This window comes from Xanthomonas sp. NCPPB 3570, from assembly GCF_056725115.1.
Map to the genome: position 1 here is coordinate 55,025 of NZ_CM161513.1, position 19,316 is coordinate 74,340.

23 protein-coding genes are annotated in these 19,316 nt (G+C 62.8%); 21 read left to right on the plus strand and 2 right to left on the minus strand.

All coding sequences use genetic code 11. The features are described 5' to 3' along the window. Positions 1 to 15 precede the first annotated feature (15 nt). From AC1PLR_RS00235 to AC1PLR_RS00280, 10 genes are all read left to right on the plus strand, one after another. The gene (locus tag AC1PLR_RS00235; RefSeq protein ID WP_481102262.1) at positions 16 to 324 is read left to right on the plus strand and encodes a hypothetical protein; all 309 of its coding nucleotides are present in this window, start codon (positions 16 to 18) and stop codon (positions 322 to 324) included. Between the two features lie 57 nt (positions 325 to 381). Further along, complete coding sequence (locus AC1PLR_RS00240; RefSeq protein ID WP_481102263.1) at positions 382 to 750, plus strand: hypothetical protein; 369 nt, start codon at positions 382 to 384, stop codon at positions 748 to 750. 71 nt (positions 751 to 821) lie between these two features. Continuing rightward, positions 822 to 1,598 (plus strand): hypothetical protein, encoded by a 777-nt coding sequence (locus AC1PLR_RS00245; RefSeq protein WP_481102264.1) that lies wholly within the window; start codon positions 822 to 824, stop codon positions 1,596 to 1,598. A 1,132-nt stretch (positions 1,599 to 2,730) separates the two neighbouring features. After that, on the plus strand, positions 2,731 to 3,084 hold the full coding sequence (locus AC1PLR_RS00250) for a DUF2185 domain-containing protein (RefSeq protein ID WP_481102265.1): 354 nt from the start codon (positions 2,731 to 2,733) through the stop codon (positions 3,082 to 3,084). 1,450 nt (positions 3,085 to 4,534) lie between these two features. Beyond that, positions 4,535 to 5,230: a DUF1963 domain-containing protein gene (locus tag AC1PLR_RS00255; RefSeq protein ID WP_481102266.1), complete on the plus strand. Its 696-nt coding sequence runs from the start codon at positions 4,535 to 4,537 to the stop codon at positions 5,228 to 5,230. A 593-nt stretch (positions 5,231 to 5,823) separates the two neighbouring features. Continuing rightward, positions 5,824 to 6,297, plus strand: a complete 474-nt coding sequence (locus tag AC1PLR_RS00260) for a hypothetical protein (protein WP_481102267.1) — start codon at positions 5,824 to 5,826, stop codon at positions 6,295 to 6,297. A gap of 167 nt (positions 6,298 to 6,464) precedes the next feature. Beyond that, a complete protein-coding gene (locus AC1PLR_RS00265; RefSeq protein ID WP_481102268.1) occupies positions 6,465 to 6,947 on the plus strand; it encodes a hypothetical protein in 483 nt (160 codons plus the stop codon). Positions 6,948 to 7,281: 334 nt separating this feature from the next. After that, positions 7,282 to 7,848, plus strand: a complete 567-nt coding sequence (locus AC1PLR_RS00270) for a hypothetical protein (protein WP_481102269.1) — start codon at positions 7,282 to 7,284, stop codon at positions 7,846 to 7,848. A gap of 76 nt (positions 7,849 to 7,924) precedes the next feature. Continuing rightward, a complete protein-coding gene (locus tag AC1PLR_RS00275) occupies positions 7,925 to 8,203 on the plus strand; it encodes a hypothetical protein (RefSeq protein WP_481102270.1) in 279 nt (92 codons plus the stop codon). Between the two features lie 70 nt (positions 8,204 to 8,273). Continuing rightward, positions 8,274 to 8,732 carry a T6SS immunity protein Tdi1 domain-containing protein gene (locus tag AC1PLR_RS00280; RefSeq protein ID WP_481102271.1) on the plus strand — a complete coding sequence of 153 codons (459 nt, stop codon included), beginning with the start codon at positions 8,274 to 8,276 and terminating at the stop codon, positions 8,730 to 8,732. A 336-nt stretch (positions 8,733 to 9,068) separates the two neighbouring features. Here AC1PLR_RS00280 and AC1PLR_RS00285 read toward each other — a convergent pair whose 3' ends face one another. Then, a complete protein-coding gene (locus AC1PLR_RS00285; RefSeq protein WP_481102272.1) occupies positions 9,069 to 9,746 on the minus strand; it encodes a hypothetical protein in 678 nt (225 codons plus the stop codon). Between the two features lie 251 nt (positions 9,747 to 9,997). Between AC1PLR_RS00285 and AC1PLR_RS00290 the strand changes: the two genes are divergently transcribed. From AC1PLR_RS00290 to AC1PLR_RS00335, 10 genes are all read left to right on the plus strand, one after another. Then, entirely contained in the window at positions 9,998 to 10,474 is a 477-nt protein-coding gene (locus tag AC1PLR_RS00290; RefSeq protein ID WP_481102273.1) for an Imm26 family immunity protein, read from the plus strand. A gap of 100 nt (positions 10,475 to 10,574) precedes the next feature. Further along, positions 10,575 to 10,856, plus strand: coding sequence for a hypothetical protein (locus AC1PLR_RS00295; RefSeq protein ID WP_481102274.1), 282 nt, complete (start codon positions 10,575 to 10,577; stop codon positions 10,854 to 10,856). Positions 10,857 to 10,980: 124 nt separating this feature from the next. Next, positions 10,981 to 11,337, plus strand: a complete 357-nt coding sequence (locus AC1PLR_RS00300; protein ID WP_481102275.1) for a hypothetical protein — start codon at positions 10,981 to 10,983, stop codon at positions 11,335 to 11,337. A 73-nt stretch (positions 11,338 to 11,410) separates the two neighbouring features. Continuing rightward, positions 11,411 to 11,893, plus strand: coding sequence for a hypothetical protein (locus tag AC1PLR_RS00305; RefSeq protein ID WP_481102276.1), 483 nt, complete (start codon positions 11,411 to 11,413; stop codon positions 11,891 to 11,893). 98 nt (positions 11,894 to 11,991) lie between these two features. Beyond that, a complete protein-coding gene (locus AC1PLR_RS00310) occupies positions 11,992 to 12,444 on the plus strand; it encodes a hypothetical protein (RefSeq protein ID WP_481102277.1) in 453 nt (150 codons plus the stop codon). A gap of 142 nt (positions 12,445 to 12,586) precedes the next feature. Continuing rightward, positions 12,587 to 12,847, plus strand: coding sequence for a hypothetical protein (locus tag AC1PLR_RS00315; RefSeq protein ID WP_481102278.1), 261 nt, complete (start codon positions 12,587 to 12,589; stop codon positions 12,845 to 12,847). 265 nt (positions 12,848 to 13,112) lie between these two features. Then, on the plus strand, positions 13,113 to 13,505 hold the full coding sequence (locus AC1PLR_RS00320) for a hypothetical protein (protein WP_481102279.1): 393 nt from the start codon (positions 13,113 to 13,115) through the stop codon (positions 13,503 to 13,505). 124 nt (positions 13,506 to 13,629) lie between these two features. Beyond that, the gene (locus AC1PLR_RS00325; protein ID WP_481102280.1) at positions 13,630 to 14,070 is read left to right on the plus strand and encodes a hypothetical protein; all 441 of its coding nucleotides are present in this window, start codon (positions 13,630 to 13,632) and stop codon (positions 14,068 to 14,070) included. A 307-nt stretch (positions 14,071 to 14,377) separates the two neighbouring features. Next, entirely contained in the window at positions 14,378 to 14,842 is a 465-nt protein-coding gene (locus tag AC1PLR_RS00330) for a DUF3828 domain-containing protein (RefSeq protein ID WP_481102281.1), read from the plus strand. A 30-nt stretch (positions 14,843 to 14,872) separates the two neighbouring features. Further along, positions 14,873 to 15,190, plus strand: a complete 318-nt coding sequence (locus tag AC1PLR_RS00335) for a MafI2 family immunity protein (RefSeq protein WP_295944739.1) — start codon at positions 14,873 to 14,875, stop codon at positions 15,188 to 15,190. A gap of 16 nt (positions 15,191 to 15,206) precedes the next feature. Here AC1PLR_RS00335 and AC1PLR_RS00340 read toward each other — a convergent pair whose 3' ends face one another. Beyond that, complete coding sequence (locus tag AC1PLR_RS00340) at positions 15,207 to 15,944, minus strand: OBAP family protein (RefSeq protein ID WP_481103655.1); 738 nt, start codon at positions 15,942 to 15,944, stop codon at positions 15,207 to 15,209. Positions 15,945 to 16,328: 384 nt separating this feature from the next. Between AC1PLR_RS00340 and AC1PLR_RS00345 the strand changes: the two genes are divergently transcribed. Then, entirely contained in the window at positions 16,329 to 18,707 is a 2,379-nt protein-coding gene (locus AC1PLR_RS00345) for a TonB-dependent receptor (protein WP_481102282.1), read from the plus strand. Positions 18,708 to 19,316: the final 609 nt, after the last annotated feature.

A 19,316-nucleotide genomic window follows, 5' to 3' on the forward strand; every position in this document is an offset into this window, starting at 1 on the left:
AAACGAATGAGTCCTATGGAAGCCTGGCAGCCCATTACGGTCGATGAGCTTGAGGCACTGGTGGCCGATCAGCTTCCTGGCTGCTCGCCTGCGCAGCAGACTGCGTTCGCCCGCTACCGTGTGCCGTTCTACTCAGTGCCTTTCCAGCGCAGCTTCGGCTTGGAGCAGGTCCTTGTTGTTGCGGAGCTGCCGTCCGGCCTGCTCTACTACGAGGACGTCGAGGACGGATTTGAGGTTGGGCTGTTGGATGCGGATGGCATCTTGCACGACCATGGCTGCAACCAGTTGGAATTGACTTACGCGCTGTCGCGGGCAGGGTTCTGACAATTCACTCGAGTCCATCTCGCTCGGCTCCGCTGCTTAACGCTCGTGTTGGATCCCATGCTAAAGATTGTCATCGGCGTCTGGATCTACCTCTGCGGCCTCTTCGGATCGCTTGTCACGGCGGCACAGCTGTCGCAGATTCTCGCTGCTTTCCCCGCGAGCCAGCTCGAGTCTTATGGGCCGCGTGTGCCGGGGGTTGCTCGTTCGTTTTCTGCTTGGTTGCCCTATTCCCCAGCTGCGCTTTGGCTCAGTGCAGCCGTTACTGCTGCAATTGGTCTCTATCTGTGGCGGTCGCGCCACTCGCTCGAGAACAAGCTCTTTGCCTCGGCCGTCATCGCGGCACTCAACCTGTGCTTGGCAATGTTCTTTGCGACTGCGCTGCTGACGGCGTACTTCTATCTGCCCAAGATCGCGAATACGGCCTAAGATCCATCCGAGTCGCCGCCACCTCGCGGCGCGGCATCATGCAGGCGCTGGACTCATAATCGGGACTTCAAGTGATTCGACTGATACTGACCGCGATTCTCGCTGTGGCATGCACGTCGGTGCATGCAGACGAATCACTTCCAGCTGCGCTTTCGCCAGCCGACGAGGCAGCCAAAATTGCGTCCGCACAAACCGTCGGAAGCGCGATCTACCTGCACGATCAAGCCGCGTCCGTGGCGACCGACGCGGTGCTGGCAGTGCCCGAGTTCAGGCGAGACAATCGGGTCAAGGGCTGGGTCACGGAACAGCAGGGCGCCGACATTGTCGTGACGTTTCTGGACAGCACGCCGGCGGCGATCTATCGGGTCGCCGTCACCAATGGGAAGGCCGGGTCTGTCAAGGCGCTGGAAGCGCCTGTTGCACTCACCGCTTACGAAACGGGTGCGGCGCAAGCCCGTGCCGCGGCAACGACGGCGCAATTCGAGCGATGCGCGAAGAAGTACAACTCCGTTGTGTTGCCAGGCAAGAGTCCCGAAGAAGACTGGGTCGTTTACCTTCTTCCAGCAACCACAAAAAACAACGTGGTGCCGATCGGCGGCACCTACCGCTTCTCGGTGAAGGACGCGCGCGTCGTATCCCATCGGGCATTCACGCGCACATGCATCGTTCTAGAGACGGGCCCAAAGGTGGAGGCGCTGATGATCACCCACTTGCTCGATCCCGTGCCCACGGAGGCGCACGTGTTCTGGAGCCTATGGGCCAGAAAGCCCATCTATGTCGCCACCGCGCCCGCGGGAACGATCTGGGACGTGCAGGGCGACCAGATCAGGTTGGTCGAGCGCAAATAGGAAAGACCGCGAAGGCAAGGGGAGATTGCACTTTGTTGTGGGCGACACGTCTGTAAGTTTGCTCCGATTTCAGTCGGCTCTAGCGCCAACACCGCGATCTGTGGGAAGCTCGATTCTCGGTGGCAGCGTCCGGCAGCACGGTTCTTACGTCACCGCCTCCCGGTATGGATTCGCCGAAGCCGGCACGCTCCGCGCACGGTGCAACCCAGGCCGCAGGCACAACAGCAGGGTTCTTGATGGCCCCACATGCTCCGAAAGCACTGGTTCGTCGGCGTGGGCAGTCGTTGCAACCACGTCGTTGCTTGCCTTGGTGCTTTGCTACCTCACGCTTTGTCTGGTCGTACTGCGTCAGCCGGGCTGGCTACCTTCTGGTTCGCTCCTTGGCGCCTCGCTGATTGGTCCACCGTATTGGCTTGTCTGGGGAGCCGGGGCGTACCCCATGTTCTGGGGCTCCACTCTGCTTGTTGCGGCCGTCGCCGCTGTTGGCGCCTACTGGCGCGCGCTTGCGCTGCCTTGTGTCGGGCTTTGTCTTCTCGTATGGATGAGTTCAGGATTTCTTGCAGTGGCCATGTCTATCTAGACATGCTGGGTAAAACAATCCACCCGATACGAATGCGTACCCGTGGGTCCGCTCACTTCAGGCATAAGTCTAGTGATGGACGCGCGGTGCTGCGTCCACTTTGGACAAGTCCTCATGGTCGCGATCTGTGGCATGCTCCGCTTTTGGCGGCAGTGCTGGGGAGCGCGGTCGATGCTTATCTCCTGGCACCACCGCCTAGGCATGCATGCAAGCCTAGGATGTTTCGTGGCGCGCTGAGTTCAGGCCTTGGACCGCACTGGAGACGCAATGGCAGCATCTAAAGGCACGACAATTTCCGGCTACCGCAACAAGAACGACCAGGTCACGGTACGCGCCACAGGCCTGCTGGGAACCGACCACCTGCAAAAGATATACGTTCTACGCTGTGATGGCTGCAAGCTGGAGTACGGGGCCAATGGGAGCGACATTTTTCATCGACGTTGCCCGCATTGTGGTGGCGGACGCCCTGGCTTGGAGTACTAGCATCCGAGCCAACAATTTGCTCAACCTGACCCCGCTTCGTGGTGTCGCCCAATCCAGGTGTTAGGACGCATGACCAAGCAGTTCCGACTCTCGCAAGATCAGATCAAGCCAATGGCCGAAGGCTACGGAGGCTGTATTGCCACCGACAGGATCACCGTCGACGGTGATTCCGTGCGCTTCATGTACCGCGAGGCGCCGGACAACGACATCGATAGCGGTTGGCGTTTCATGTCAGGCTCCGAAGACGATGCGTACATGGACAACCCAGCCAACCATGCCATCTATGACGTCAACACGATCGCCAACTACGACCCAAGCATTATTCCGTTTCTGGATGCCCCGGAAGGCAGCGCATTTGAAAAGCTCCCGGAGTCAGAGCAGTTCATCGCGGTGACAAACTGGACGCCGGAGGATGAGTCCTGACAGTTGATTCAAACCGCCTCCAGATCGTGGCGCGGTTTAACTGTGGTGCTAGTGACAATGGGCAATCCTCCGCGAATTCGGATCTATGCAGACTTCAACGGTCTGGTGCGTGGCGTCATCAGTCCGGAACGTACCGCTGTCGTTCTCGACACATTCGGTAGCATCCGCGATCTATCAAACGCTGGGGTTGTGCTGTCGCCTGGCCTTCCGCTTATAGCCTACGATGAGTCGGATGAGTCCGAGGATCTTGAGGGGCATGGAACGGCGCAGTACGACCGGAAGCGCCGTTGGTGGGTAGTTGAGTTCGATGAGCTGGGGGTTCGGTATGTCCCGCGTGTTGGCCAAGTCTCAGAGGCGGTGTTTCACTGCGTTCGTTGCCGTCTTCCGGTGGCTGGAGTTACCTGCAATACGCTTGGCGACCCTGGGCTCTGTTGCAAAAGCTGTGGGACAAGTGCGATGGCGGCAATCAATCCGCCTGCATGACGTGCCACCTAAGTATTTAACCTGGCTGACCCTCAATTGCTTCGCTCTTGGTCCGCTGTGTAGTTCAAACCTTGACCGCACATGAAAACTCCTTTTGCTCTCGTATTGCTCTTGTTCCTAGCATTGCCACTGACGCTAAGCGCGTCTGGTCCGGATCTATTCTGCATTTACTTCAAGCCTGGACAGCCTTCTATTGACAATGATCTGACCACATCCGTCGACTCTACAGAGTGGTTAATGCGCGCCGTGGAGCACGATTCGCAGATCATGTTGCGCGTCAATCAGATTCGGTATCAGGCTGTTGGCAGAGCCGACCCAAGCGAATGTGCGGATGCGCAATGCAGCGCCCTGGCACTCAAGCGTGCGCAGCTGTTTCAGGATGCCTTGGTGAGCGCCGGAGTTCCGCTCTCACTGTTCTGTCCACCCGTCGCGCTTGGGCCACCTTGGCCCGCCACATATCGACCCACGTCGGAGCAGCTGCTATTGGCGCGACAGGCTGGTGTTGAGCCTGTCTTCGACGGCTGTGAGCAAAAGTAGAGGCAAGAGTGCGCTGCTAGGTGCGACACCCTTGAAAGCTAGTCCGATGATTGACGTACATGGGACGCATGCCTACGGTATACCGGAGACGATCGCGCTTCGTGGCGCGGCTGAACCCAGTTGGTGTATCGCTCATGGAATCCATGAAGCTCTTCCCCGGATTGCTTGTCGCTCTTGGTGGCCCGGTGAAGGCCACTGCACCTGACCTCGGCTTAGAAGAGGTTGTCCTCTGTTGCTTCTCGGATTCTGATCTACGCGTATACGAGCGGCTCGTTGCGCAACGGGGGGCCTGACAACGCGCTCAAGTCCGAGGTACCGGGGAAACGGGATCGGAGCGCACTTGTCTTGGAATTGCACACTGGTTCCTGTTCTATCGAACGCAAAGCCAGTAAATACGGCCCAGCCTGGATGAAGCGCGGGAGACGCACACGTGACGACGACAGCTGACGACCTCAAAGCCCAACTCGCCCGCTCGGGTGTCATCCTGGAGATCGGTGGATTCCGGCCGCCCGACGATCCCCTGGCGAGTTGGTTCGGTCGCGTGAACGTCTGCGCGCCGGGCGAGACATGGCCGGAGACCGCGGGACGGCCGATGCATGCGCTGTGTCAGATCAACGTCAGCGAATTGCCGCTGCGGCCGGCCCGCCTCGCGGATATCGCACTGATTGCGGTGTTCATCGGTCCCGATACGCTCCCGGTCGATACGCCCAACGGGGAAGGGTGGTGTCTGCGGGCGTACAAGCGGCTCGATGGACTGATCCCGCTGACGCCACGGCACACTGATTCGCCGATCAGTGCATTTCCGATGCGGCCGCATGTCTTTCATGACGACTACCCGTGCTGGGAGGATGCGCCGATGGATCTGCCAGCAGATATCGAAGCGCACTACCACGATCTCTTCCGGAACCTGGATGGCTTCAAGCTGGGAGGATGGCCGACGCTGATCCAGGCCGAGATCTTCTGGGCACCTTTCAAGCGCCATCCCGCATCGCCGGAGTTCGTCTTCCAGATCGACTCCACGGACAAGGGGCGCTGGATGTGGGGCGACGGCGGCGTCGGCTACTTCGGCCGCGGAACAGCGCCCGGAAAAGAAGACGAGTGGGCGCTTGCGTGGCAGTGCTATTAGACTCGCCTGCTGGAGATGGAAAAGAGGGAACAGAGTGCGCTTTGTTGACTGCGACACCCTTGAAAGTTCACTCTGACACAAGTTCTATCTTTGGCCTTGACGCATCGTGGAACTGGCGAATTCAAAACTTCTAGGATTCGGTGTCTACCGTGATGGTGGATCGCTCAGCCTTTCCTTTAGAACAGCCGATGGCACTGAATGTGAGTTGATATTCAAAGTCAATTTGGCGCCACCAGCGTACAAGCCCAATGGATATGTTGGAGCCCTGCTCTATGAGTACACCCCAACCAGCCGTGCAAATCCGATTACCGGCATGACCGGGTGCGGGGGAAAAGTTGAGCCCCGATCCATAACGTGGCAGGAGGCTGCAATAATTTTGAAATACTTTCACCCACAACTCTCTGTCCTTTCGACTGAGTACTCATGGGTATATCCTGAAATGGTACGTGCTGCGGACTTGAATGGATTGGCAGAATAAACCGGAAGATCTTATGCGAAAAAATGGGCTCCGAATTGCCTTGCCTTGTGCGTGAAACTCCGAAAATTCACTCTTGCTGCCCTCAAGGCATCCTTCAGCCGTAACGAGTAAGAATATGAGCGCTTCTCTTTCGCTAGCGGAAATGTACGGGCACTGGGCGCATTGCGATTCTAGAGTCTGCGAGTTCCAGCATGGGACAACAATGATCTACATCGAGTACAGCGAAGAATATCCCATGGGTAGAAGTTTGGAGGATGCTCAGAAGACCATTGATGTCGTCTTTGAAGAAGCCGATTACGCGTTAGCGTACGCTTCTGCTATATCTTCCGGACAACACCAGGATTTTTGGAAGGCCGCAAACCGCATCAGCCTTAGGCAGAGGCCGCTCATCGTCTACAGTGTTCGATATCCTTTAATTAGCGGTTTTCCAGTTTATGAAATATCGTGGAATCCGCATTTTGAAGTTGAATATGGACTGGCTTACTCCGATGACTGGGTTGAGGAAGTGGTGCGTGTAGAGGTTCCGGATACTAATGATTTCATTAAAGTTAGACGTCGAGCCCCTTACCAGTACGAGTATGTACCGTAACTTCCGGTTAAAGCGAGAGCAGCCTCGCCAGTTGGATTAATTGAGAGGGGAAAAGTCGCGGGCGCACTTTCTCTGTACTAGGATGTCTGGGAATTTCTCGTATCCGACGCCCTGAGACCACTATTGCAAGCCACGCAACAATGCGCGTCAGCTCCTGGAGAGACCATATGAAAAAGCATCTCGCCGTACTGCTGCTGATCGTGGGCCTGGTCTGCAGCGCGCCCGCGCTCACCCAATCCTCCAAGTCCGCATTGCTCGGAAAATGGGTGCTTGATGTCGCGAGCATGCCGGCGCCGCCCGCGCAGCGGCCGAAAAGCGCCTCTCTCACCTACAGCGATGTGGGCACGGGCAAGTGGCAGACGAATGCCGACATCGTCGGTGGTGATGGGCATGACATCCATGCCGTCGCCATTTATCCGCTAGACGGAACCGCAGCCCCAAGCAAAGGCTACCCGACGGTCGACACCACGGCCGTATGGCTGCCGGCGCCGAACGTGATGGTCGCCGCCTTTTACTTGAAGGGAATGCCACGCACGACGCGTACCTACACCGTCGCGCCTGACGGCAAGACGATGACCGAAACAGTGGTCTGGTTGAACATCAACGGAGAGCCGGCGATCACGATGAACCGCTTCAACCGCGCGGAGTAGCCAATGACGCACCGGCGGCGTTGCCCATCGCGCTGCACTGACGGTTACAACCACTATGTCAAGCACCATTGCCGGCCATGCATGCGCAGGCCATGTATGCGGCCGGCAACGCGATGGAAGCACTGCGGATCCTGATACATGCTTACGTCGTACGGCACTACAATGCGGCGACCAAGGTTGGTGGCTCTACTGCGCCAAAAACCTGTTGGTGGCCTGTGAACACTCGGTGGTCACAGAGGAGCCGGTCGTGGCGAGTGTCGACTAAGACGGGAGGCCCCGGACGCTTCTGCAATCTGACAGCACTCCGCACGAACTTGCGTCAAGGCTAGACAGCATGTCGACCAGTCATCTCTCGACCAGTCATCTCGATGGGTTGAAGGAGCAGATACGTGAGCTAAAGGTAGTACAACCTCCACGTCCTTGGCGCCAAATGGCGAAGGTTGCTGTTGGCGGTTTGCACTCCATCGGATTCGATATTGACTCCGAGTATTTGCTCGTCATTTCAAGTGCTGGGCGGGGTGTCATCGACTGTGATACCGGGCAGAAGGTTTCACGAGACTATGATGGGGACTATGAGGGAGAGGAGTTCCTGGAGGCCAATGGAATTGGCCCACTGCAGGGAAAGAAAATCCGCACATCCGGCCTAATGGGTGGAGGTCTACCGTTAAGCACATTCGATGGTTGGCATATTGAACTGGTAACCCTCGACTGGCCCACCAGGGAAATTATTCTCGTAGAGCCTTTTTCATCTCTCTACGGCGCCCGATACGGTAAGCCAGCGATCTTTCATAAGATCTGTGCGGAGTACGAGCTGAGAGCTAGTGGATTTTCGTACACGGGCAAGACGCTTGTCATTGCCACGTCAAGCGATATCGTGATCTTCTCAAGAAGTGGAAGCTGACGTCTCCATTGCCTAGAAAATGAAGATGTCGGCACGGATAGTCTCGATCCACCAAACTCGCCGCTGGTATCGATTCATGCATCTGCCCACCATGACCACATTCCAATTCCAACCCCGATGGAAGGAAGAACTCGTCTGCATCGGGCCGGGTGGCGCGTTCTTGCTGGACTTCCCGATGGGCGTGCCGACGGTCTACGTGCCCACCGGGCATGCCTGGGTGCAAAGTGCACCCGAATGGGCGCGCGACCTGTGGCCGGTGTTCAAGGCCGAACTGGAAGTTTGGTGCGAAGCGCGCGACGTACAGTTCTTCCTGGATGGATCGGCCAAGTGCTACGGAGCCACGGCCAAGGCCTAGGTGAACACGCTGACAGCAGGCGGATGCACGTGGCTTGGTATCCTGGCGCGCCATCGCAGCAAGGTATCCAATGAGCCAGAGTACAGAGCGCGCCGACGCGACGAACGTTTCGCTGTACCACTTGATCGCGCCGGAATCGCACGAGGTCCTCGGTCCGTGGGCGGACACGTTCCCGGCGTATACCGTCGTGGTCGGCTACTCGAGTCTCGGCCACTTCTTTCTGCATGACCCGGCCAGCCAGGATTACGCGGTGCTGCACCCGTTCAAGGCTGCCGGCAAGTCCTATGGCGCGCACGCGTCCACCACGGCGTTCGAGGCGGCCATCCTGCGCGATCCGGGCTTCGAGGCGTACGTGTTGCGCGGCGACCACGTGCGGGCGATCGCGACGCGTCTTGGCCCGTTGAAGCCCGGGCAGATCTATATCCCGCAGCCGTATCCGACGCTGGGCGTCACGGAAGCGCCCGAGACGTACGACAAGGGCGATGCATGGGTGTTCGCGGATCTCGTCGCGCAAAGCGTGGGCTTGTGACGTGAAACCGAGCGATTTCGCAAGGCATGGCTGATGGGGATGGTGCGCGCAAGTCGTCGATCGACACGTGTGTTGTGCTTGCTCGTCGGCGCGCTACTTGGTGTTGCCGCGCTCTGCGTGGGCGTTGATCCTGCGTCGCCGGTACGGTCGGGCGCGTGCGTGCTGCTTGCGATCGGCGCCGGTGTCCACGTGTTCTCCGCGTTCCTGGGCAGCGACGCCTGGCGGAGTCGCTTGATCGGGCTATGGCCGGGCATCTGAAGGCAAGCTTTCGAGAACCCAGGCGGCACGACCTCGCCGCCCGGATGACATGCAACCCGAGAGCCGCAAACGCTCGCCTCAGTGCTTTGCGGCCTTGCGCCGGTACACACCATTGAAGCTCACATTGGCGCCGCCGCACTGCAGGTTGTCCGAGACCACCAGCAGGTCGCCGACCAGCTGCAGGCGGACCTTGCAGTCGTCCTCGCTCAGTTCCAGTCGATTGCCTTCCGGAAACCCCCGCGCGGTGACGGCGCCGATGTTCGGGCCGCCCGGCCGGTCTTCGGGGCTCGGGTTGGCGCTGGGCCAGTAGGCATCGCCGTTGGCGGTGATGGTGCCGTCGCCGTTGGCGATCAGTTGCAGGCCGTTGTCGCCGTCGTGCCACTGACCGACCCAGGCCTGCGGCTTCGGTGCGGCCGTCGTCGGCAGCGGCTGCACGCTGGACGCCGCCACCCAGCCAGCGCTGCCGCCGACCTTGTTGGGGTAGAACGCGCAGACGAAGCCGCCCTGGCGCTGCGCCAGGATCACCGTGTCGTCCTTGACCACATAGGCGCGCTGCCGGCACGCGGCCTCGCCCTTGGCCGGGCAGCCATTGTCGTCGTTGAGCAGGTACAGGCGCGGCACCGCGACCTTGGCGAGCGAGAACCCGGCCGTGCTCATGGGGAAGCCGCCGTTGCGGCACATCGCCGCGTCCTCGTCCGGCGCCGCGTAGGCCAGTGCGGGAACCGCCAACAGGGCGAGCAGCCAGGTCTTGTGCATCAGAGTCGCTCCAAAGGTGGGGCGATAGTGTGGGCCAACGGGGGTGAACCGGTGGCGAGCGAACAGGCAGGTGAGGGCTTTGTGGTGCCTGCCAGGCACTGCCGCCACGGTGTGCAGTGGTCCAGCCGCAACTCATTCGAGTGGCGTCACCCACGTGGAAAAACGTCTGGGCCTGTAAGGTAAATGCCATCAGGCACGTTGCAGGGATCTCCTTTGCGGCGATCCAGCTTTAAAACGCAAGAGGTAGTGGAATGGCAGTGAAGTACCGGGCAGGCGATGTCTTCGCGATCCCGTTGGACACGGGAACGTATGCGCTATGCCAGGTGCTGTGGGCGCCGCAGGGCGACTATCGCCAGGTGGTCGGCTTCTGCGTGCTGGAACGGCATGCCTCCACGCCGGCGCTTGGCCCGTCGCCGGGACAGCCGCTGCCCGTGCACGACGGGGACCAGGACATCCGCTTGCTGTTTGCCGGCACCCAGAAGCTCAAGCGCGGCGACTGGAAGATCATTGGCCACGCGCCGCTGCCCAGCGACATCAGGGACCTGCTGACCTTCCACATCGCCGGGGAGCTGCACGAGGGCGACAGCTTCGTGCGAATGCTGTCGGTGGATGAGTACGCCCGCTATAGCTTCGTGCGGATGCTGTCGGTGGACGAGTACGCCCGCTATCCGTCGATGTCGGTGTTTGGATTCGAACTGGTGCATCGGCTGCTCAGCGGCAGCCAGTGAGCCGTTGACGGCCACCGGCCGCTGGGCGAGCATCGCAGGCAGGCCCAACGCAGGGGCGTGGCCGGCGCCGTACATCACTCTGTCTGGATCAGCTGACACCATGCCCGCACGCCTGTTGACCGAGATCGTCCTGCGCCCGCTGCTGGAGATCGTCCTGTACGGCCTGTGCTATGTCGTCGGCATGATCGTGGTGCCGGCGTTCTCGTTCGGCCACTACAGCGTCGAAAAGTGGAGCAGCAAGCAGCGCAGGAAATCCGGCAAGCGCAGTGCCTATCTGGCCCCGCGCGTGGTCTCGGCCGACACGGCGGCCTTCTGGGGCGGGTTCGCGCTGGTGGGCTTTGGGCTGTTGGGCTATGCCCTGTGGCAGGCGGCGGGGAGCTGACGCCAAGGCTGGGCGAGGCAAAACGGAGTAGTAAACCGATTGAGTCCTGGCTGAGCAAGCGGCATCTAGAGTGCCCTTACCTTGCCTCGTCATGCTTCTGCTTCATCCATATCAACATTGCTCTATGAAGGTCTACGTGATGGCAAAGGATCTATACTGCTGGCGTTGCGACAAGGTGGTGGCAATGCTGGACGACGCAGAATGGGAAACCATGGATCCTGCATTGACCGAGTCGCTCTACGATATTCAGGAGCTCCGGCGGCAGAATGGAATCTCCTTGCATGAAGCGCTGGCAATGCCATACGGACAGCGGGCGCGCCAGCTCTATCACGAATTGACCGGGCGGACCGAGACCAATCTGGCCGTGATCTGGCATCACCGCCTGTCCATCTACGGCCCCCCGTGCCACGTCTGCGGAAAGCCATTGCGAACGCCGCGGGCCAAGCTCTGCGCCGCGTGTGGCAAGAGCATACCCATTTGACCCGCCTGGCTGCACGCGATTGCATCGGGCCTGCCGGTATACGCTGGTGGATGTCGGCGACAAAGGAATACACATGCGAGATCCAGAGAGAATCGATGGCGTCCTCGCCGCGGTGAAGGAGGCATGGCAGTGCGATCCTGATCTGCGTCTCGGCCAATTGATGATGATTGCGGTAAAGCCTGAGTTGCCGTGTCGCGAGATGTTCTACATCGAAGACGACGCATTATTGCGGTCTCTGCGGAACGATGCAGATGTGCGTCGCGTCGCATCGACACGCCGTCAGGATGAAATGCTGACCTTGCGTCGCGCGGTCAGCGAGGTGCTGCACTACTTCTGGGACCCAATCGGCATCGCAGGAGTACCGCAGGCGCGCGACGAGTACGAAGGCTATGTCGAGCCGATCTGCAGTCTGCTCTGGCAAGGTGCGGACCATCCGGCGCTGGTTCGTCATCTGCTGCAGCTCAGCGAGCAGGGTATGGGTCTTCCCGGAGTGCAAGAACAGGCCGCACGGGCGGCAGACAGATTGCTGGAGTGGCGTGAGATCGTGACAGGCTGAGTAAGGAGCGCTATTCGCGACCTTGGCTCTACGGCGCGCCTGTGCCAATGTTGCATGGCGATGCTCGACTCCCTCGCAATGGACTGCACCTGACCCTTATGCCTCATTCCGCCACCTGCTTCACCACCCGACACACGCTGTCGGCGCTGCGCGATCAGATCGACGAACGCCCGGAACTGGAGATGGCGTTGGAGTGCATGATCGAGGTGGAGGAGGAACATTTCCCGGACCCACCGACCTTTGCGGCGCTGTCGCATCTGGCGCAGTGCACGGCGTGCCAGGCCTGGAGAACCGCCTGGATGGACGCGCAGTTCCCGGAGCGTGTGGTGTGGCGCAAGCGAATCGCACGCTACTGCTGCAGCAGCATGTTCGCCGCGGTGACCAAGCCGGACAGGACGGTACGGATCGGGTTCGAGCTGTTCCGCGGCGAGGATCCGACCTGGTACCTCAACGACGCGATCTGTGTGCAGTTCTGTCCGTGGTGCGGGCAGCGTCTGCCCGATCGGCCTTTCGAGCCGGATCTGGAGCCGGAACCGGAGCAAACACCGTGAGGCTGTGCCGCCGCTACGTCGCCATGACGGCGGCAGGGCTGCCGCGACGGTCGATCGCCCTGTGGCTGCTCAACCAGCTTGCGGATCCGTCGCACGATCACGCTGCTTGCCGCGTGCCGACGTCGGCGCTTGGCGGTGTGCGATGAAGCAGCGCCTGTTTGCCCTCGCGATCGCGCTGCTGTCCGCCGGTTGGGTGCTGCCGCTGTGGTGCGGTGTCGAGGCGTGGCTGACGTTCTGGCAACGTGGAGGCGCAGCGTCGTTGCAAGGTGGTTCTCCCGGCGACTCGTTTCCGTACCTGGCCTTCGCCTCGGCCTGCAGCAAGGTGGCCAGCGTCTGGCTTGCCGTCGCAATCGGTATCTGGGCGTATCTGGGCGCGCGTGCCTGTCTACGACAGATGCGATGAGTTGTCATGCGCGCGTGCTGCAATGGGTCCGGCCGGTCGCTGTACCACGGTGTCGGCCCCTGGTGGCAGGGCGCTGCGAGACGCCCATGTGCCGCAGACGGCGATGCCGGCCGCCACCGGGTTGCATGACGTGCCGCACCGTTGTCCACCTGGGCGGCCGTGCATGCGTTACCTTCCTGGACCGCCCATCCGCGCCTGATCGCCATGACGCAGCCGCGCCGATGCGCGCGTCCGCCCCCTGATCGTTCGAGAGTCAAGCTGCCGCATGCATCCTGTCATCCACTTCCGCTCCCGCCTGCTCGAGGTGAGTGCCGAGCCGGAGAATCCGATCAATCCGATCCATGGCAGCTCGCTGCTGGACTGGCTGCGCGTCCGCGTCGGCGACAGCATGGTGCTGTCCGAGCCGGACCCGGAAGACTGGGGCTGGGCCTCCGAAGCCGAATGCCAGGGGCGCACCTACCTAGTCGGCGCCTACGCCGAGGAAGAGGTCGACGGCAACCATACCTGGATGCTGCAGATCGAAAAGGAGCGCTCGTTCTGGGAGCGCCTGCTCGGCCGCCATGCGATGCATGACGACGATCCGTGCTTTGTGCGGTTGCATGCGCTGATCGCCGCCGAACCGCGGTTCACCCACGTGGTGGTGGAGCGCGAACCCTGACGGCCTCCGCCGTCTCGACGGCGGCGCAGCACGGTGCGCGACGGTGGACGCCTGGCTGCAGCACGCCCGCCATCGTGCTTGGGTATGCTCGCAGGCCCGTCCACGTCCATGTCCGCGCGCCCCGATGCCGAGTCGAACCCTGTCGCTGTTTCCGCTGCTGCTGATCGGCATTGCGCCCGCGCTGATGGCGGCGCCCAGGCACTGCCTGCCGTACGGGCCTACCCAGGTCACCCTGTCCGGCACCCTGGCGCCGTCGCCCACAGAACCCGCGGCGCCCACCGCGCCGCATGCCCACACGCATGCCGACGCCGCTGCCGCAGCGACCCAGGAAGAGGTGCTGATCCTGCCGCAGCCGCTGTGCGTGGCGGCATCGGCGGACGGGCATCAGCCGCGGCACGAGCAGGTGCGCCAGCTGCGGCTGGCGGTCACCGCGGACCAGGCTGCGCATCTGCGCGAAGAAGGGAGCGGCCAGGTGGTGCGGGTGACCGGAAGACTGGCGCATGCGCCAGCCGGCCCGGATGCACCGCCGCTGCGCCTGAGCGTGCTTGGGGTGGACAGCGACTGAAGGACCGCCCTGGTACGTGCTTTTGCTTCGACGTAGCGGAATGTGCCGTGGCCTTGTTTACGCGCGATGGGCGTTCCCGGTAAAGCCCGTCGCGGCTGAAGCCGCTCCTACGTGGGTGGGTGGAGTCCGGGTCAGATCGGATGTTTCCTGTTACCCAGGCCCACCTGATTGCTGCGTCCAAGCCGGCCGCTAGCGCGCACGGGGAGCGCGCATTGACGGCGCGCAGCGCCTCGTTGAGGATCGCCATGCCGCGCCTGGCGGCTCAAGGTGTCGGCGATCGATGAGGGGAATCCGTTTTCTGTGTGCGATGAGCCTGTGGCTGAGCGCGTTCGCCGCCATCGCGGGCGAGTCGCCGGCGCGCACGGTCCAGACGTTCTATCGCTGGGCGATCGTGCCCGAGCACGCCGACGGGGACGTTGCGCAGGTGCGGCAGCTGCTGGGGCGGGACTTGTTCGCGGCGCTGCAGGCGCAGCGCGCCTACGAGGCGGCCTGCGCCAAACTGGTGCCCGCAGACGTCAAGCCGCATATGCTCGACCAGAGCCCGTTCTTCCTGTGGCCGGACCAGCCGACTGCGCTGGTCTCGACGACCGCCCAGGTCACCGGCGACACCGCGCAGGTGCGCGCCCGCCTGGTCGTCGATAACCAGCAATGGACGGACACGGTGGTGCTCGGCCGCCAGGACGATCGCTGGGTGATCCTCGACATCGCCTGGCAGGAAGGGACACTCACCCGACGTCTGACCGAATTTGCCGCGCAGCCGTGCACGCAGTGATGGCCACCGGCGCGGACGAGAGAAGGCACGATGGATGACGTCGGCAGCCGTGCCGCGTTGCTGCTGAGTCTGCAACGCGGCCTGCTCGGCGAGGTGCACCCGCAACTGCGGCAAGCCTCGATCGAGGCCGATCGGGCGCGGCGCGTGGTCCGATTGCGCTTCGAATACGATGGCCAGCCGTTGGAAGCGCCACACGAAAGCTGCTCGCGCGCCGCCACCGAGGTAATCGCGGACTTCCCGGCAGGCTGGAACCTCGAAGAAGCGCATGTCGCCGTGCCGATGCCGGCGCCGCTGCAGGCCCTGCAGCACGTGGCATATCGCCGCGCAGAAGCGGATCATTCGGCCTGACTGGCGCCGCCGGTACCTACCGGGCCTCCGTGCCCGCCTCCACCACCCCGGGAATCGGCGTGGCCGCGGGAAACGCGTCGCGCAGCAGGTCCACGCCCTGCTGCGGCTTGGCCAGCGGCGTCAGATCCTGGCGGTCGGCGCGCAGTTCGGCGCTGCGGTGCGGGGCGATGGCATCACGACGGGCCTGCAGGTCCGGCCGCAGTTCGCCGTCGCGGTTGAACGACCAAGCCAGCATGGGCTCGCCCAGCGGCAGGGCGTCGCCGGCGGCATCGCCGTCGCGCGAATGCCAGGTGTGCCAGGTCTTGCCGTAGCTGTTGAGCTTGCTGCGCATCAGCGCCTTCTCCGCGGTCAGCGGCAGCCCGGGTGCGGACAGCTGGCCGGACAGGATCTCGCCGTTGTGCGGATGCCAGTAGCGGCGCTCCTGGGGCGGGAGTTGCTGGAACAGCCGCTCGGAAATGATGTACTCCACGCCGGTGAGGTTGGCCCGCGCGGTGTCGCCGTCGAACAGGGCGCACTGGGCGAAATCCTCGTTGGCCTGGCGGCAGAAGTGGTGGGCTTCCATCTGCTGGTGCGGATGCTCGCGCATCGGATGGAAGCCGACCAGGTGGATGTCCAGCACCGCGGCGGGGCCACTGTCCTGCAGTGCCTTGGCGCCGGCTTCCAGGACCCGGGTCTTGGCGCTCTCCGCCGCGCCGGGCGGTTGCGTGGCGGGTTCGGGGCGATCGCGGCCGCAGGCGGCCAACGTCAGCAACAGGGGAGCGAACAGGATGCGGCGCATGCGGTGCCTCCAAAGGCGCGGCGGCGTGGGCCGCATGGCCCGGACGCGTGGCGCACGACAAGGGGCAGCATCGGCTGCGCCACGTCGATCGGCCGTGGCCGGGGTGTCTGCACGGCGTCGTGATGTGCAAAGCCGACCTGTGCCGTGACGCATGCAGGTCCACCCATGTCTGCTGCAGCGGCGTCGCGTGACGTCGGGTGGTCACGCACCCGTCGCCTCGTGGCCGCCACGCCGTCATTGCAATGGCGTTGCAACACAGGCGACATATCGTGCCGCGCTGCGCCACCGTATGGCGCATGCCGTCGCGGGCTGCTGCGCAAGCCGAACGGACTCGATTCTGCGCGCTCACAAGGATCCGACATGCTGCTTTCCTCTCTCTCCCCGTGGCCGCTGACCGCGCGCGCCGCGCCGGCCCGTACCCGCCTGGCGCAGGCCTACGCCGCCCTGGTACTGGCCTCGGTCGCCGCCGCGGCCGCTGCGCAGGACAGCGCGCCGTCGCTGGCCGGCAGCGAGACCCGCCCGGCCAATGCCGCCGGTACTGGCGACGCGGCGACCTCACTGGACACCATCATCGTCACCGCCGAGCACCGCGAGCAGAACCTGCAGGAGGTGCCGGTGTCGGTGGGCGTGGTGCAGGGCGAGGCGATGCGCGACTTCACCGCCGGCGGCGACGACACGCTGCTGGCGCTGTCCGGCCGCGTGCCCAGCTTCTACGCCGAAACCACTACCGGCCGCATCTTCCCGCGCTTCTACATCCGCGGCCTGGGCAACATCGACTTCTACCTCGGCGCTTCGCAGCCGGTGTCGATCATCCAGGACGACGTGGTGCTGGAGCACGTGGTGCTGAAGTCCAACCCGGTCTACGACGTGGACCAGGTGGAAGTGCTGCGCGGCCCACAGGGCTCGCTGTTCGGCCGCAACACCACCGCCGGCATCGTCAAGTTCGACAGCATCAAGCCCAGCGACGACTACACCGGCCGCGTCACCGCCAGCTACGGCAGCTACAACACCGTTTCGGTGGACGGCGGCATCGGTGGCCCGATCAACGACGTGCTGTCGTTCCGCGTGTCCACGCTGTACCAGCACCGCGACGACTGGGTGAACAACACCTACACCGGTCCCAGCGCCGACGGCACGGTCACCCCGAAGAAGGACGCGATGGGCGGCTACGACGACCGCAACGCGCGCCTGCAGCTGCTGCTGAAGCCGAGCGAGAACTTCTCCCTGCTCGGTTCGTTCCATACCCGCGACTACGACGGCACCTCCACGCTGTTCCTGCGCGGCGCGCTGCACAAGGGCTCGAACAAGGTCGACGTGCCGCGCGACCAGGTGGCCTACGACGAGGCCCACGACAACCCGCAGGCGTACAAGACCCACGGCGCCTCGTTGAAGGCGATCTACGACTTCGGCGGCGTGTCGCTGACCTCGATCAGCGCCTACGAGACCACCTCCGGCTACAGCCGCGGCGACACCGACGGCGGCGCCGCGGCCAATTTCCCGGTCAACGGCGTGCCCAACGGTTACGGCCAGTCGATGGGCCAGGTGCGCGACCTGGACCAGTACACCCAGGAACTGCGCCTGGCCAGCGAAGGCGACGCCGCGCTGCAGTGGCAGGCCGGCGCGTTCTACTTCGACGGCAAGGACACCACCGACTTCTACCAGCGCGCCTACTTCCTGCAGACCGCCGCGCGCAATCCCAACAACTGGGTGCGCCTGCACAACAGCAATACCTCCTGGGCCGGCTTCGGCCAGTTGACCTACAAGGTCACCGACGCGCTGACCCTGACCGCCGGCGTGCGCCAGACCCGCGACAGCAAGGAGACCAAGCTGCTCAAGACCGCCGACACCGCGGCCGGCGTGGTCACCTACAAGGGCCGCCGCGACGTGCGCCTGGCCGACACCCAGCCAAGCTGGGACCTGAGCGCGATGTACGAGATCAACCCGAACGTCAACGTGTACGCGAAGGTCGCCCGCGGCTTCCGCGGCCCGACCATCCAGGGCCGTTCGGCGGTGTTCAACTCCGATTTCACCACCGCCGACTCGGAAACCATCCTGTCGTGGGAAGCCGGCATCAAGAGCAACCTGTTCGACAACCGCCTGCGCCTGAACGTCACCGGCTTCACCTACACCGTCGACGACATCCAGCTCAACGGCAACGACTCCAACGGCAACGGCGTGCTGTTCAACGCCGACAAGGCCAAGGCCTACGGCATGGAAGCGGACCTGGACTGGCGCCCGATCCCCAACCTGTCGCTGACCGCCGGCCTGAGCCTGCTGCACAGCGAGATCCAGGACAAGCGCGTGTACGCGCAGGTGTGCGGCCTGAATGGCGTGGTGGTGTGCACGGTGAAGGACCCGACGATCCGCATCGGCAACAACACCTTCGCCCAGATCGACGGCAACCCGCTGCCGAACGCGCCCAAGTACAACGTCAACCTGGCCGCCCGCTACGACATCCCGGTCAACGACGGTGGCGCCTTCTTCGTCGCCACCGACTGGAACAAGCAGGGCTACACCAGCTTCGTGCTGTACGACTCCACCGAGTTCACCTCCAACGGCAACTTCGAAGGCGGCCTCAAGCTAGGCTACACCGGCGATTACGGCGCCTGGGAAGTGGCCGCATTCGCCCGCAACATCACCAACGAGAAGAACCTCAAGGGCGTGATCGAGAACTACATGGCGGCCGTGTACAACGAACCCCGCATCGTCGGCGTCTCGTTCAACCTGCACTGGCACTGATCGCAGGCATCGCAGCATACGCGCCTGCAGCACATGCCGGCGCCAGCGGGCGGGAGGGCGAGAGTCCTCCCGCCCGTTTGCGTTTGGCAGCATAAGTTGCGGCGGCTGTAGCCGTTGCCGTTGCCGTTGCAGTTGCAGTTGCTTGGCTTTGGTTTTAGCTGTTGATTTACCGGGTTCCCTTCCGAAGCGGCGGCCAGCGCGGGGAAAAACCCGAAGGGCGGCGCACAAGGATGTGCGCCGTCCGCGGCAGGGGCAGGATGCCCCTTCCGCGGATCCCCGTGATGGACGCGAACCCGGAGCGCGCAGCGCGGAGGGCGCAAGGCAGGGCGCGCTTTCTTTTGGTTACCTTTTCTTTGCGCGAGCAAAGAAAAGTAACTCGCCCGCAAGGGCGAAAGCCTTTGCTGTTGCTTCAAAGCATGAGTGTCAGACAAGAAAAACCGTAGGAGCGGCTTCAGCCGCGACCGCGATTTTCACGGTAGAGCCCGGTCGCGGCTGAAGCCGCTCCTACGACGCCTACGACGCCTACGCCCCCAAGAGCCCAAGAGCCCAAGAGCCCAAGACAAACCCGCCACCCATCCCAAATCCCATAGCGCCCCCGCCCCCGCTCTG

Coding starts and splice junctions, on each gene's coding strand:
- AC1PLR_RS00235 (WP_481102262.1), top strand. CDS start 16: ATGGAAGCCTGGCAGCCCATTACGGTCGATGAGCTTGAGGCACTGGTG.
- AC1PLR_RS00240 (WP_481102263.1), top strand. CDS start 382: ATGCTAAAGATTGTCATCGGCGTCTGGATCTACCTCTGCGGCCTCTTC.
- AC1PLR_RS00250 (WP_481102265.1), top strand. CDS start 2,731: ATGACCAAGCAGTTCCGACTCTCGCAAGATCAGATCAAGCCAATGGCC.
- AC1PLR_RS00260 (WP_481102267.1), top strand. CDS start 5,824: ATGAGCGCTTCTCTTTCGCTAGCGGAAATGTACGGGCACTGGGCGCAT.
- AC1PLR_RS00265 (WP_481102268.1), top strand. CDS start 6,465: ATGAAAAAGCATCTCGCCGTACTGCTGCTGATCGTGGGCCTGGTCTGC.
- AC1PLR_RS00270 (WP_481102269.1), top strand. CDS start 7,282: ATGTCGACCAGTCATCTCTCGACCAGTCATCTCGATGGGTTGAAGGAG.
- AC1PLR_RS00275 (WP_481102270.1), top strand. CDS start 7,925: ATGCATCTGCCCACCATGACCACATTCCAATTCCAACCCCGATGGAAG.
- AC1PLR_RS00280 (WP_481102271.1), top strand. CDS start 8,274: ATGAGCCAGAGTACAGAGCGCGCCGACGCGACGAACGTTTCGCTGTAC.
- AC1PLR_RS00285 (WP_481102272.1), bottom strand. CDS start 9,746: ATGCACAAGACCTGGCTGCTCGCCCTGTTGGCGGTTCCCGCACTGGCC.
- AC1PLR_RS00290 (WP_481102273.1), top strand. CDS start 9,998: ATGGCAGTGAAGTACCGGGCAGGCGATGTCTTCGCGATCCCGTTGGAC.
- AC1PLR_RS00295 (WP_481102274.1), top strand. CDS start 10,575: ATGCCCGCACGCCTGTTGACCGAGATCGTCCTGCGCCCGCTGCTGGAG.
- AC1PLR_RS00300 (WP_481102275.1), top strand. CDS start 10,981: ATGAAGGTCTACGTGATGGCAAAGGATCTATACTGCTGGCGTTGCGAC.
- AC1PLR_RS00305 (WP_481102276.1), top strand. CDS start 11,411: ATGCGAGATCCAGAGAGAATCGATGGCGTCCTCGCCGCGGTGAAGGAG.
- AC1PLR_RS00310 (WP_481102277.1), top strand. CDS start 11,992: ATGCCTCATTCCGCCACCTGCTTCACCACCCGACACACGCTGTCGGCG.
- AC1PLR_RS00315 (WP_481102278.1), top strand. CDS start 12,587: ATGAAGCAGCGCCTGTTTGCCCTCGCGATCGCGCTGCTGTCCGCCGGT.
- AC1PLR_RS00320 (WP_481102279.1), top strand. CDS start 13,113: ATGCATCCTGTCATCCACTTCCGCTCCCGCCTGCTCGAGGTGAGTGCC.
- AC1PLR_RS00325 (WP_481102280.1), top strand. CDS start 13,630: ATGCCGAGTCGAACCCTGTCGCTGTTTCCGCTGCTGCTGATCGGCATT.
- AC1PLR_RS00330 (WP_481102281.1), top strand. CDS start 14,378: ATGAGCCTGTGGCTGAGCGCGTTCGCCGCCATCGCGGGCGAGTCGCCG.
- AC1PLR_RS00335 (WP_295944739.1), top strand. CDS start 14,873: ATGGATGACGTCGGCAGCCGTGCCGCGTTGCTGCTGAGTCTGCAACGC.
- AC1PLR_RS00345 (WP_481102282.1), top strand. CDS start 16,329: ATGCTGCTTTCCTCTCTCTCCCCGTGGCCGCTGACCGCGCGCGCCGCG.